A 13,251-nucleotide genomic window follows, 5' to 3' on the forward strand; every position below is an offset into this window, starting at 1 on the left:
GTCACTCCCACTCGATCGTGCCCGGCGGCTTGCTCGTGACGTCCAGCACCACGCGGTTGACCTCGCGCACCTCGTTGGTGATGCGGTTGCTGATGGTGGCGAGCACGTCATACGGCACCCGGGACCAGTCGGCGGTCATCGCGTCCTCGGAGGACACCGGACGCAGCACCACCGGGTGGCCGTAGGTGCGCCCGTCGCCCTGCACCCCCACGGAGCGGACGTCGGCCAGCAGCACCACCGGGCACTGCCAGATGTCGCGGTCCAGGCCGGCCTCGGTGAGCTCCTCGCGGGCGATGGCGTCGGCGCGACGCAGCACCTCCAACCGCTCGGCCGTGACCTCGCCGATGATCCGGATGCCGAGACCCGGGCCCGGGAAGGGCTGGCGCCAGACGATCGCCTCGGGCACGCCCAGCTCCAGGCCCACCTGACGGACCTCGTCCTTGAAGAGGGTGCGCAGCGGCTCGACCAGCTGGAACTGCAGGTCGTCCGGGAGCCCACCGACGTTGTGGTGGCTCTTGATGTTGGCGGCGCCCTCGCCGCCGCCGGACTCCACGACGTCGGGGTAGAGCGTGCCCTGGACCAGCCACTTGACCGGGTGCTCGTCGTCGCCGCGGTCCTGCACCACGTCGCGCGCGGCCTGCTCGAAGGCGCGGATGAACTCCCGACCGATGATCTTGCGCTTCTCCTCGGGGTCGGTCACCCCGGCCAGCGCGGCGAGGAACTGCTCCTTGGCGTCGTAGACGATCAGGTCCACCCCGGTCGCGTCGACGAAGTCCCGCTCGACCTGCTCGCGCTCACCGGCGCGCAGCAGACCGTGGTCGACGTGGACGCAGGTGAGCTGGTCCCCGACCGCCTTCTGCACGAGCGCGGCCGCGACGGCCGAGTCGACGCCACCGGACAGGGCGCACAGCACCCGGTCCTCGCCGACCTTCTCGCGCACCCGCTCCACCAGGTCGTCGGCGACGTTGCCCGCGGTCCAGTCCGCCGTCAGCCCGGCGCCCTTCCACAGGAAGTTCTCCAGCACCCGCTGCCCGAAGGTGGAGTGCATGACCTCGGGGTGCCACTGCACGCCGTAGAGCCGGCGCTGGTCGTCCTCGAACGCCGCGACCGGCGCCCCGGAGGTCGCCGCAGTCACCCGCATCCCGTCCGGCGCCGCCGTCACCGAGTCACCGTGGCTCATCCACACCGACTGGTCCTGCGGCTGGCCGTTGAAGAGCGTCGAGGAGGAGTCCAGGACCTGCGCCTGGGTCGAGCCGTACTCCCCCAGCCCCGTGTGGGACACCGTGCCACCCAGCTCCTGCACCATCGCCTGGAAGCCGTAGCACATCCCGAAGACGGGGATCCCCGCCTCCAGCAGCGCGGGGTCCAGGCGGGGGGCGCCGTCGGCATACACGCTCGAGGGCCCACCGGACAGGATGATTGCGGACGGCTCCTTGGCGAGCATCTGCTCCGCGCTCCACGTGTGGGGGACGACCTCGCTGAAGACCTTGGCCTCCCGGACCCGGCGGGCGATCAGCTGGGCGTACTGCGCCCCGAAGTCGACCACGATCACCGGCTTGGCCTGCAGGGACTCGGAGTGGGGGGTGTCGCTCACCCGGCCAGCCTACCGTGCACCTCACGCGCCACCTGGCGCTCGACGACGAAGGACAGGAAGGGCACGACGCCGGCCAGCATGACCTTGATGATCCGGGACAGCGGCCACTTGGCGGCCGTCCCGAGGTTGAAGGTCGTGACCAGGTAGATCATGTAGAGGAAGCCGTGCGGCATCGCCCACCAGGCCAGGACGTCGTTGTCGAACGCGTACTTCAGCACCATCTCCAGCACCAGCACCAGCAGCCCGACACCGACCACGAAGGCCATGATCTCGAACGGCTTCAGGGCCTTGCGGACGGTCTCGGGGTTGTCATAGCCCTGCACGGGCCGGGTGGTCATCGGTCGAGTCCTCCTCGGACGGCGAGTGGTCGGGGTCGTCGGGCCGTATGACGGCCCGGTGGTCGTCTCGCACCATCCGCCACCACATGTAGAGGGCGAACGCGGCGAAGATCCACCACTGGATGGCGTAGGCGAAGTTGCGCCAGTTGAGCTGGGACTCCGGGCGCGGCGGCGGGATCCGCTGCAGCGCCGTGCCCGCACCGAGGTCCGGCTGCTCCCCCTGGGCGATGACGAAGGCGTTGTAGAGGTCCTGCGGCCACACGTTGACCAGCACGCCGAGGTCGATCGAGCCGCGCTGGCCGGCGGGCAGGGACGCGTCCGACGGCGACTCGCCGGGGGCGAGGGTGCCGGACACGGTGGTGCGGGTCCGCGGTGCCGCGGGCGCGGCCGCCGGGTCGGTGACGAAGCCGCGGACCACCGCGACGCGGGCCCTCGTGGCGCTCTCGTCGAGCGGGGTCACGACCCAGTAGCCGTGGCGGCCCTCGAGCAGCCGCCCCGGCACGAGGAACTGCCCCGCCGGGTCGTAGGTGCCCGTCACGGTGACCTTGCGGTTGGACATGGCACCGCGGAAGGTCGCGTGCGGCTCGATCACGTCGTGCAGCGGCGACGCGGGCTGGGCCTGGGCGTGCGCGAGGGCCTGCTTGGCGCCGTCGTCCTTGGAGACGTCCAGCTGCCACAGCCCGAGCCGCACGAAACCGGCCACGACCAGCAGCACCAGGGCCAGCAGCCCCAGCCAGCGTGGCTTGAGCGCAGTCCGGATCACCGCCCCAGCCTAGGGCCCGGACCTGCATGGTCCCTCCACGCCCCCGGCGGAGGGCGGGTCGTCAGTCGTGGGCCGGGCCGGACGCCGACGCGCTGGGGGTGCCCTTGGGCGCCGGGGCCGGAGCGCCGGCGCGGGACTCGTCGAGCAGCATGATGGACCCGCTGTAGCAGGACACCCACACGGCGTTGCGGGTCGGCTCGTAGGCCACCCCGATGGGGCTCGGTCCGGTCGCCACCGTCTGCTGGACGGTGAGGTCGGAGACCCGCACCTTGGTCAGCGTCGCAGCCCCGTAGCTGACGACATACAGCGCTCGCCCGTCGGTGCTGATCGCCATGGACCGCGGCTGGTCCGCGAGGCGCACCGACCGGTCCACGCGACCCGTCGCGACGTCCACGCGCACGAGCGTGTCGGCGTCGTTGTTGGTGACGTAGAGGTGCTTGCCGTCGGCGGACAGGACCAGGGCGCGCGGGCCCTTGCCGGGCTTGACCAGCGGCTTCGCGGTGCGGGACTCCAGGTCGACCGCGTAGACGGTCTCCCCGCCCATCTCGGCGACGTAGGCGGTCCGGCTGTCCGGGCTCACCGCGATGCCGCGGGGGTGCGCCCCGATCGCGACGGTGCCGACCTCCTTGGCCTGGGCCACGTCGACGATCGAGAGCGTGCCCGAGCACCAGTTGGTCGCGAGGACGGTCCGCTGGTTGGGGGTGAGCGCGACGACCTTGGGGACCGCCCCGACCTGGATCGCCTGGTCGACCTTGAGCGACGCCGCGTCCAGCCGGTAGAGGTAGGACCGGTCGACCGTCGAGCTCGTCGTGCAGTCGTCGTAGCCGTTGTGCTCGAAGCCGGCGCCGTACATCGAGTAGTTGGAGACGTAGGCCTTGGCACCGTCGCGGGTCCACACGGCCTCGACGGGCGCGCCCTTGACGGTGCCGCGGCTGCCCGCGACGCCGTAGGCCCCGAGGTCCACGGCGTCGTTGACGGTGGCCTTGAGCTGCCCGTCCGCGGAGTAGGCGGTGACGGTGTGGCGGTACATCATGTTCTGCGCCAGCACCAGACCCGTGGGCGACGCGGCGACCGACTTGGGGTTGATGGCGCCCGTGATCGTCTGCCGCGAGACCAGGTGCGTCGAGCCGACGTCGAAGGCGCGGGACTGCTCCTGCAGCGCGGAGGCGGCCGCGTCGTCCCGGCCCGCGGTCAGCCCCTGGCAGGCCCGGACCAGCCCGAGGACCAGCAGGGCGAGCAGCACGAGCGTGACCAGCCCGACGATCCGGCGGCGTCGCACGAACACCGGGTCGTGACGGACCACGAGCTTCACGACGGCCTCCGACGGGTCGATGGGTCCACGACGGGCTCAACCTAGCGGCACCGCCGGCGCGGGCCGGGCAGAAACCCCGCGTCAGCGCCAGCCGATGCTGCGCAGCGTCCGCAGCCCGTCGCTGAGCATCGTCGTCCACCGGGCTTGGTCGACACCGGGCGGCCCCTGGATCGGGACCAGCCGCTGCACCGCGACGGTCTGCTCCTCGGTGTACTTGCGCAGCCCCTCGGCCCCGTGACGGCGCCCCAGGCCGGACTGCTTCATGCCGCCCATCGGGGCGCCCACCGCGGACCACGCCGACGCGTAGCCGTCGTTGACGCCGACGGTCCCGGCGTCGATGCGCCGGGCCAGCTCCTTGCCGCGGCGGACGTCGCGGGTCCACACCGAGGCGTTGAGGCCGTAGTCGGTGTCGTTGCACATCGCGATGGCGGTGCGCTCGTCGCGGGCCCGGTAGATCGACACCACCGGGCCGAAGGTCTCGCCGCGGCCGCAGGCCATGTCGGGGGTGACCCCGGTCAGCACCGTCGGCTCGTAGACGTAGGGACCCACGTCGGGCCGGGCGCGCCCGCCGGCGAGCACGGTGGCGCCCTTGGCCCGGGCGTCCTCCACGTGCTCGACCACGGTGGCGAGCTGCTGCGGCCCGGCGAGCGAGCCCATGTCGGCGCCGTACGCCAGGTCCACGGACAGCCGCAGCTGTCGCGTGAGCGCCACGAACCGGCGCGTGAACTCGTCGGCCACCGCCTCGTGGCACACGATCCGCTCGGCGGAGATGCACAGCTGGCCGGCGCTGGAGAAGGCGGCCGTGACCGCACCCCGGGCCGCGCGGTCCAGGTCGGCGTCGGCGGCGACGTAGAGGGGGTTCTTGCCGCCGAGCTCGAGGGAGCACCCGACGAGCCGCTCGGCGCAGGTCCTCGCCACGTGGCGGCCGGTGGCGGTGGACCCGGTGAAGCAGACGTAGTCCGCGAGCTCGACCACGGCCTGCCCCGCGCCCGGCCCCTCGCCCAGCACGACCAGCAGGACGCCCTCGGGCAGCCCCGCCTCCTCCAGCAGGCGCACCGCCGTCAGGCAGCTGAGCGCGGCGCGGTTGTCGGGCCGCAGCACGACGGCGTTGCCCGCGAGCAGGGCCGGCAGGGCGTCGGTGATCGACATGGACAGCGGGTAGTTCCACGGCGCGACGACCCCCACGACCCCCTTGGGCCGGCGCGCGGCCCGCGCCATCGTCAGGAACGGCAGCCCACCCTGCGCGGACGTCCCCGCCAGGTATCCGGGCAGGTGGCGGGCGTAGTGCCGCGCCACCATCGCGGTGTCCGCCACCTCCTCGAACGCGTGGAACCTCGCCTTGCCCGACTCCAGCTGGACCAGGTCCAGCAGCTCGCTCTGCCGCTCCAGCACCAGGTCGTGGAAGCGCAGCATGATGGCGGACCGGTCGGCGAGGCGGGTGCGCGCCCACCGCGCCTGCGCCATCCGGCCGGCCCGCACCGCGGCCTCCACGTCGCTGCGGGAGGACTGCGCGATCACACCGAGCGCCTCCCCCGTCAGGGGGGTGGACAGGGTCGCGGGCGGCAGGGAGCCGTCCGAGACCACCTGCCGGCTCACCTCGTCGATCCACGCCTGGTCGACCGTATGCCGTGGCGCCCCGCCCACGACGGGGTTGCCGGCGGCAGCGCGGGTGGCGGAGGGCGCGGTGGCGAGGTCGCTCATGGCCAGACCGTACTACGCGGCACCGACAGACCCCCGGGCCGTCCCCGGCCCGGCGGCGCCGTCGTCGCCGCCGGGTTTGGCAGGCTGTCCCCCGTGAGACGAGTCGTGCGGGGCACCGCGATCATGGCGGTGACCTACCTGGGGGTGCTGTCCGTCGGCAACACCGACTCGCGGCGGTGGCTGTACCTGCTGGTGTCGCTGCCGGCGTGGGTGGTCTTCGGCCTCGTGGTCCGGTGGTTCTTCCGCGCGCGCGAGAGCGAGCGCGCGCAGAGCCGCACCCCGCTGCGCGTCGTCGCGCTCGCGGCGCTCGCGGTGCAGCTGCCCGGCCTGTTCTTCGCGCCCAGCAGCTCGACCGACCTCAACCGCTACGTGTGGGACGGGCGGGTGCAGGCGTCCGGCGTCGACCCCTACCGCTACGTGCCCTTCGACGACCGGCTGGCGCACCTGCGGGACCCGATCCTCTTCCCCGGCCTGCGCCCCGACGAGCCGTCGGGGTTCACCACCGAGCCGCTGCCCGAGGACCGGGCCGGGGTGCTGGAGTATGCCCGCAACGACCCCCGCTCCCCGATCTCCCGGCCGCGGTTCCTCACGCCCTATCCCCCGGTGGCCGAGGCCTACTACACGGCGGTGTCCGCCGTCACGCCGTGGTCCTGGGGCAGCAAGGGTTTCCAGGTCGCCGGGGCGCTCGTCGCCGTCGGCACGGCGGTGCTGCTCGCCCGCGCCCTGCGGCAGCGCGGCCGGGACCCGCTGGAGGCGCTCGTCTGGGCCTGGTGTCCCACGGTCGTGCTCGAGGCCGGCAACGGCGGACACGTCGACGTGCTCGTTGCGGCCCTCGTCGTGCTCGCCGCGGGGGCCGCCGTCCACCGCCGCCACGCGCTGCTCGTGGGCACGCTGGTCGGCCTCGCCGCCGGCGTCAAGCTCACGCCGCTCGCCATGCTGCCGGCCTTCACGCCGTGGCGGTACCCACGGCCGGGCGGCGGCCCCGCGGGCGCGTGGCACGGCATACGGCGCTCGCTCGTCGTGGGCGTGACCGCCCTCGGGGTCCTCGCGGCCGGGTACCTGCCGCACTACCTGGCCGTCGGGCCCGCCATCAAGGGCAGCCTGGACGGCTACCTCGCCGAGGAGGGCGGGGAGAACCGCGCCTCGCTGCTGGCGCTCGTGCTGCCCCTCGAGGTCGCCAACCCGCTGGCCATCGCGATCTGCCTGGCCGTCGCGGCGTGGGTCGTGCTCGGACGCCGCGACCGGCCGGACCGGGAGGACCCGGCCCGGCCGGCGCTCTACCTCTTCGGGGCGCTGCTGCTCACGACGACGCCCGTCCTGGCGTGGTACGCCCTGCCCCTCGTCGCGCTGGCCGTGCTCGCCGGCCGGTGGGAGTGGCTGGCGCTCGCGGTCGCCGGCTACTGCGCGTACGGCGGCCACGGGGCCTACCCGGCGACCCCCGTGGCCTACGCCGCCGCGCTCCTCGTGATCTACTTCACCGCTCGTCGTCGAGCAGACGCTCCGCCGCCGCGATGACGACGCACGCGGTGAGGACCGTCATCGCCGTCTCCAGGTCGTCGGTGGTCGGCATGGTCGGGGCGATCCGGATGTTGCGGTCGTCGGGGTCCACCCCGCCCGGGAAGGTCGCGCCCGCCGGCGTCAGGGCCACACCCGCCTCCTGGGCGAGCTCCACGACCCGTCCCGCCGTCCCCGGGACGACGTCCAGGCTGACGAAGTAGCCGCCGTCCGGGTCGGTCCACTCCGCGACGCCCAGGTCGCCGAGGTCCTTCTCGAGGTGACGCAGCACCGCGTCGAACTTCGGCTCGAGGATCTCCCGGTGCTTCTGCATGTGCGCGGCCACGCCCTCGGTCGACCCGAAGAACCGCAGGTGGCGCAGCTGGTTGAGCTTGTCCGGCCCGATCGAGCGGAAGCCGTCGCGCTTGAGGTACCACGCCACGTTGGCCGGGGACGACGCGAAGAACGAGATGCCGCCGCCGGCGAAGGTCACCTTGGACGTCGACCCGAAGACGAACGCCCGGTCCGGGTGCCCGGCCTCGGCGCACGCCTGCAGGATCGGGTCGAGCTGCGCCTCGGTGCTGCGCAGGTGGTGGATCGCGTAGGCGTTGTCCCAGTAGATGCGGAAGTCCGGCGCCGCCGTCTCCATCGCCGCGAGGCGCCGCACCGTCTCCGAGGAGTAGGTGACGCCCGTCGGGTTGGAGTACTTCGGCACGCACCACATGCCCTTGATCGTCGGGTCCTTGGCGACGAGCTCCTCGACCAGGTCCATGTCGGGACCGTCGGGGGTCATCGGCACGGTGACGAGCTCGACGCCGAGCTCCGAGGACACCGTGAAGTGACGGTCGTAGCCGGGCACGGGCGCCAGGAACCGCACGGTCTGGCCGGCCCAGCCGCCCTCGCCGCCGGGCGGGGCGTGGAAGAACGACGCCGCGACGCACTGGTGCATCAGCGACAGCGACGAGTTGTCGCGGACCACCAGCTGCTCCGGCGTCACGTCGAGCAGCGGCGCGAAGATCGCCCGCAGCTCGGCGAGCCCCTGCGTCGGGCTGTAGTTGCGCAGGTCACCCTCGGTGTCGGTCACGTGGTCCCCCGCGTGGAGGATGTCGAGCATCGGCTCGCTCAGATCCAGCTGGGCCGAGCACGGCTTGCCGCGGGTGATGTCCAGCCGCAGCCCCGAGTCCTTGGCGGCCGCATGATCGCGGCGGGCACGGTCCCGGGCCTCGCGCAGCCGCTGGGGGTCGACGGTCGGGTGGTTCACGGTGTCCTCCGGTGACTCGGGTGGCTCGGCTCACCCGACCCTACCGATCCAGCCCGTATGCCGCGCGCGCCGCTCACCCCACCCCCGGCTGCGCCATTGGTCACCAATGGCGTCGTGGATCGATCACATCGGCCCCCGAGACGTCATTGGTGACCAATCACGCGCGGTCGGGCGCCGCTCGTCACTGAGCGGAACCTCCTTCACTCAGCTCCTCGGACTCCGCTCCGGCCGTGCCCCTCGTACCTCGGGGCCAGGCCTCCGCTACGCCCTTCGTCACCGCTCGACCGTCACTGAGCGGTGTACGGATTGACCACGACCTCCACACGCTGGAACTCCTTGAGGTCGCTGTAGCCCGTCGTGGCCATCGCGCGCCGCAGCGCACCGATCAGGTTGGTGGTGCCGTCCGCGTTGTGCGCCGGCCCGAAGAGCACCTCCTGCAACGGCGCCGACGCACCCACCCGCACCCGCGCGCCCCGCGGCAGCTGCTCGTGGCGAGCCTCGGACCCCCAGTGGAAGCCACCGCCGGGGGCGTCGCTGGCCCGCGCCAGGCCGGCCCCGATCATCACGGCGTCGGAGCCGCAGGCCACCGCCTTGACGATGTCGCCGCTGCGAGCCACCGAGCCGTCGGCGATGACGTGGACGTAGCGCCCGCCCGACTCGTCGAGGTAGTCACGCCGTGCCGCCGCCACGTCCGCGATCGCGGTGGCCATCGGCGCGTGGATGCCCAGCGTCTGCCGGGTCGTGCTCGCCGCCCCGCCGCCGAAACCGACGAGCACGCCGGCCGCCCCGGTGCGCATCAGGTGCAGCGCCGCCTGGTAGGTCGCGGCGCCGCCCACGATCACCGGCACGTCCAGCTCGTAGATGAAGCGCTTCAGGTTGAGCGGCTCCTGCCGGCTGGAGACGTGCTCCGCCGAGACGGTGGTGCCTCGTATGACGAACAGGTCGCAGCCCGCGTCGACGACGGTGCGCCAGTGCTCCTGGGTCCGCTGCGGCGACAGCGCGCCGGCGACCGTGACGCCGGCGTCGCGGATCTGCTGCAGCCGCGCCGTGATCAGGTCGGGCTTGATGGGCTCGGCGTAGATCTCCTGCATCCGGCGGATCGCGCCCTCCCCCTCGAGCGAGGCGATCTCGTCGAGCAGCGGCTGGGCGTCGTCATACCGCGTCCACAGCCCCTCGAGGTCGAGCACGCCCAGACCACCGAGCCGGCCGAAGGCGATCGCGGACTCCGGCGAGACCACCGAGTCCATGGGCGCCGCGACGATGGGCAGCTCGAAGTGGTAGGCGTCGATCTGCCAGGAGACCGAGACCTCCTCGGGGTCGCGGGTCCGCCGGGACGGGACGATGGCGATGTCGTCCAGCGTGTAGGCCTGACGGGCGCGCTTGCCCCTGCCGATCTCGATCTCGGTCACGTGGTGTCCTTGTCTCGTGGGGTGGGGCCCTCAGCGGCCCGTGTAGTTGGGGGCCTCGGCGATCATCTGCACGTCGTGCGGGTGGGACTCCTTGAGGCCGGCCGAGGTGATGCGCACGAAGCGGCCCTTGTCCTGCAGCTCGGGGATGGTGCGCGCTCCGACGTAGAACATCGACTGGTGCAGGCCTCCGACCAGCTGGTGGGCGACGGCCTGCAGCGTGCCGCGGTAGGCGACCTTGCCCTCGATGCCCTCCGGGACCAGCTGGTCGTCGCTGGTCACGTCGGCCTGGAAGTAGCGGTCCTTGGAGTAGGACTTCTTGCCCCGCGAGCTCATGGCGCCGAGCGACCCCATGCCGCGGTAGGTCTTGAACTGCTTGCCGTTGACGAAGATCAGCTCGCCGGGGCTCTCCTCGCAGCCGGCGAGCAGCGAGCCCACCATGACGGAGCTGGCGCCGGCGACGAGGGCCTTGGCGATGTCGCCGGAGTACTGCAGGCCGCCGTCGGCGATCACGGGCACGCCCGCGGCGGTGGCGGCCTGCGAGGCCTCGTGGACGGCGGTGAGCTGCGGCACGCCGACCCCGGCGACGATGCGGGTGGTGCAGATGGAGCCGGGCCCGACCCCGACCTTGACGGCGTCGACCCCCGCGTCGACGAGCGCGGCCGCCCCCTCACGCGTGGCGACGTTGCCGCCGATGATCTGGACGTGGGAGGTGGCCGGGTCCGCCTTGAGCCGGCGGATCATGTCGAGCAGCAGCCTCGCGTGCCCGTGGGCGGTGTCCACGACGAGCACGTCGACGCCCGCGTCGATCAGCGTGGTGGCCCGCTGCCAGGCCTCCCCGAAGTAGCCGACCGCGGCGCCGACCAGCAGCCGACCCTGCGCGTCCTTGCTGGCCAGGGGGAACTGCTCGGACTTCACGAAGTCCTTCACCGTGATCAGTCCGGCCAGGCGCCCCTCGCCGTCGACCAGCGGGAGCCGCTCCCGCTTGTGCTGGCGCAGGATCGCGGTGGCGTCCTCGTGGGAGATGTCGACGGGGGCGGTGACCAGCGGCATCGGGGTCATGACGTCACGGACGAGGGTGCTGCCCCACTCCGCGACGGGGGTGAACCGCAGGTCGCGGTTGGTGCACATCCCGAGCAGGTGGTTGCCCTCGTCGACGACGGGCAGCCCGGAGATGCGGTACTCCCCGCACAGCTGGTCCAGCTCCTCCAGCGTGGCGTCCGGGCCGATGGTGACGGGGTTGGTGATGCGCCCGGTCTGGGTTCGCTTGACCAGGTCCACCTGGTAGGCCTGGTCCTCGATGCTGAGGTTGCGGTGCAGTATGCCGAGCCCACCCTGCCTGGCCATGGCGATGGCCATCCGGGCCTCGGTCACGGTGTCCATGGCGGCGGAGACCAGGGGCACGCGGATGCTGAGCTCTCGGGTGAGGCGGGTCGTGGTGTCGACCTCGCTCGGGATCACGTCGGTCTCGCCCGGCAGCAGCAGGACGTCGTCGTAGGTCAGGCCCAGGGTGGCGAACTTGTCCGGCACGGCGTGGTTGTCCTCGAGGCTCATGGCCCCAGTTTATCGACCGGACGGGGGTGCCCGGTCAGGGGCGCGGCGTGCGCTCGGACTCCCCCAGCCCCCGCGTCAGCGAGGCGATCGGCAAGGTGGTGCGGCTCGGCGTCGGCACCACCTCCTGCCGCGTCGTCGGGCTGACCGACGCCGTCGGCGAGGGCGCGGGGCCGGTGGGGGACGGCGGGACGTTGGTCGGCGACGTGGGCGGCTGGCTGGGGGTCGTCGGCGGCGCGGTCGGCGTGGACGGTCGCGTGGGCGGGGTCGTCGGCGCGGGCGTGGTCGGCGCCGGCGTGGGCCGCGTGGGCGACGTGCTGGGGCTCGCCGGCGAGGTCGGGGAGGGCGAGGCCGGGGACGGCGACGCAGGGCTCGTGGGCCGGGCCGCCGCGGTCTTGTCCTCGGGCGCGGGCGGACGCGTCGGCCCGGTCCCACCGGCCGTCGCGGGTGCGCGGCCGGCCGCGGACGTCGCGCCCGGGCGCGGCGTGCGGTCCGAGCCGGTCTGCGTGGCCGCGGGGGCCGCCACGACGGCGGACTGCAGGGTGTCGCGCAGCGTCGAGAGCAGCGTCCGGTCGGCGTCGTCCAGCGCGCCGGGGTCCCGCTGCAGCTGGTCCTGGACGAGGGCGAGCACCGCGCCCGCGCCGTCCTGGTCCCCGGCGGCCAGCCGCTGCTGGGCGAGCAGCAGGGCCTTGCGGGTGGCGCTGCGGTCGACGGCAGAGGTGGTGACGTCGGCGGTGGCGAGCACGGCGGGGTCTGCGGGCCGGGGGGCGGCGACGCCCAGCTCGACGGCCCGCTCGGCCTTGTGCATGAAGCCGGAGATGCCGCCCTCGTTGGCTGCCGCGGCGACGGACACCCCGGACAGCACGACGGCGGCCACGCTGGCGGCGACGCCTGCCCGGGTGACGATGACGGTGCGGCGCGACGGGGCCGGCAGCGGCTCCTCGCGCAGGTCGGCGGGCAGGTCGCGGTCGATGGCCGCGGCCCAGTCGCCGAGGGCGCTCACGACGGGGTCGGTGGCGTCCGCGGGCTCGAGGGCCCGCTCGGACAGTCGCTGGACGACCTCGTCGTCGGAGTGCACCAGCGACAGCGAGGGACGAGGCTCATCGGGACGACGCGTCACGGTCGCCTCCTTCCTGGTCCCCCTGGTCCCCCTGGTCCCACCGGTCCCCCTGGTCCTCGGACACGATGCTGCGCAGCCGACCGAGAGCACGGTGCTGGGCCACGCGGACGGCGCCGGGGGTCATGCCGAGCGAGGCGGCCACCTCGTCGGCGGTCATGCCGACGGCGACACGCAGGGTGATGATCTCGCGCTGGACGGGGGTGAGCTGGTCCAGCAGTGCCCAGGTGTCCGAGCTCCGCTCGGCCCGGATGACGCCGGCCAGCGGGTCGGCGTCGACGTCGAGGGCGTCGGGCACCTCCGGCGTGGGCTCCGGCGCCCGCAGCGTCGTGCGCATCGCGTCGGCCACCTTGTTGGAGGCGATGCCGTAGACGAAGGCCTCGAACGGGAGGCCTCGGTCCTCGTAGCGCGGCAACGAGCGCAGCACGGCGACACACACCTCCTGGGCGGCGTCGTCAGCGGCCTGGATCCCGGCGGGCAGGCCGCCCAGCCGCGCTCGGCAGTAGCGGTAGGCGATGCGACGGACGTCCGTCAGCAGCGCCTGCAGGGCAGCGGAGTCACCACGCGCAGCCGCGGACACGATGTCCGAGGACCGCACCGCGGCTCCCCCGGAGGACATCGATGAGTCGGGTCGCGGTGTTACAGACTCCGGAGCACTCATCGACACCTCCCTTGGCTCGTGGCAGGGCACGCCGACGGCGCGCACCACCTCAA

11 protein-coding genes are annotated in these 13,251 nt (G+C 73.3%); 1 reads left to right on the plus strand and 10 read right to left on the minus strand.

The genetic code is table 11. From position 1 onward, the window contains the following. Position 1: 1 nt before the first annotated feature. The 5 genes from guaA to ADJ73_RS00205 all read right to left on the minus strand — a co-directional run bounded on the left by guaA (position 2) and on the right by ADJ73_RS00205 (position 5,708). Positions 2-1,594, minus strand: a complete 1,593-nt coding sequence (guaA, locus tag ADJ73_RS00185; protein WP_050346576.1) for a glutamine-hydrolyzing GMP synthase — start codon at positions 1,592-1,594, stop codon at positions 2-4. Then, positions 1,591-1,932: a DUF3817 domain-containing protein gene (locus ADJ73_RS00190; protein WP_050346577.1), complete on the minus strand. Its 342-nt coding sequence runs from the start codon at positions 1,930-1,932 to the stop codon at positions 1,591-1,593. Before ADJ73_RS00190 ends, guaA begins: the two co-directional genes overlap by 4 nt. Continuing rightward, the gene (locus tag ADJ73_RS00195) at positions 1,904-2,695 is read right to left on the minus strand and encodes an SURF1 family protein (RefSeq protein WP_082176631.1); all 792 of its coding nucleotides are present in this window, start codon (positions 2,693-2,695) and stop codon (positions 1,904-1,906) included. The genes ADJ73_RS00190 and ADJ73_RS00195 overlap by 29 nt, the downstream gene beginning before the upstream one ends. Positions 2,696-2,756: 61 nt before the next feature. Then, positions 2,757-4,007: a YncE family protein gene (locus tag ADJ73_RS00200; RefSeq protein WP_050346578.1), complete on the minus strand. Its 1,251-nt coding sequence runs from the start codon at positions 4,005-4,007 to the stop codon at positions 2,757-2,759. Positions 4,008-4,088: 81 nt separating this feature from the next. Next, the gene (locus ADJ73_RS00205; RefSeq protein WP_082176632.1) at positions 4,089-5,708 is read right to left on the minus strand and encodes a succinic semialdehyde dehydrogenase; all 1,620 of its coding nucleotides are present in this window, start codon (positions 5,706-5,708) and stop codon (positions 4,089-4,091) included. A gap of 93 nt (positions 5,709-5,801) precedes the next feature. On the opposite strand from ADJ73_RS00205, the gene ADJ73_RS00210 reads away from it, so the two are divergent. After that, positions 5,802-7,223 carry a glycosyltransferase 87 family protein gene (locus tag ADJ73_RS00210; protein WP_156188042.1) on the plus strand — a complete coding sequence of 474 codons (1,422 nt, stop codon included), beginning with the start codon at positions 5,802-5,804 and terminating at the stop codon, positions 7,221-7,223. On the opposite strand, the gene ADJ73_RS00215 is transcribed toward ADJ73_RS00210, so the two are convergent. From ADJ73_RS00215 to shbA, 5 genes are all read right to left on the minus strand, one after another. Further along, the gene (locus ADJ73_RS00215; protein ID WP_050346580.1) at positions 7,183-8,463 is read right to left on the minus strand and encodes an aminotransferase class I/II-fold pyridoxal phosphate-dependent enzyme; all 1,281 of its coding nucleotides are present in this window, start codon (positions 8,461-8,463) and stop codon (positions 7,183-7,185) included. The two genes, ADJ73_RS00210 and ADJ73_RS00215, sit on opposite strands and share 41 nt — an antisense overlap. A gap of 287 nt (positions 8,464-8,750) precedes the next feature. Continuing rightward, positions 8,751-9,872 (minus strand): GuaB3 family IMP dehydrogenase-related protein, encoded by a 1,122-nt coding sequence (locus ADJ73_RS00220; protein ID WP_050346581.1) that lies wholly within the window; start codon positions 9,870-9,872, stop codon positions 8,751-8,753. A 30-nt stretch (positions 9,873-9,902) separates the two neighbouring features. Next, positions 9,903-11,423: an IMP dehydrogenase gene (guaB, locus tag ADJ73_RS00225; protein ID WP_050346582.1), complete on the minus strand. Its 1,521-nt coding sequence runs from the start codon at positions 11,421-11,423 to the stop codon at positions 9,903-9,905. A 34-nt stretch (positions 11,424-11,457) separates the two neighbouring features. Further along, the gene (locus ADJ73_RS00230) at positions 11,458-12,540 is read right to left on the minus strand and encodes a hypothetical protein (RefSeq protein ID WP_050346583.1); all 1,083 of its coding nucleotides are present in this window, start codon (positions 12,538-12,540) and stop codon (positions 11,458-11,460) included. Continuing rightward, a complete protein-coding gene (shbA, locus tag ADJ73_RS00235) occupies positions 12,521-13,135 on the minus strand; it encodes an RNA polymerase sigma factor ShbA (RefSeq protein WP_253272620.1) in 615 nt (204 codons plus the stop codon). Before shbA ends, ADJ73_RS00230 begins: the two co-directional genes overlap by 20 nt. Positions 13,136-13,251: the final 116 nt, after the last annotated feature.

The organism is Arsenicicoccus sp. oral taxon 190, from assembly GCF_001189535.1.
Classification (GTDB): domain Bacteria; phylum Actinomycetota; class Actinomycetes; order Actinomycetales; family Dermatophilaceae; genus Arsenicicoccus.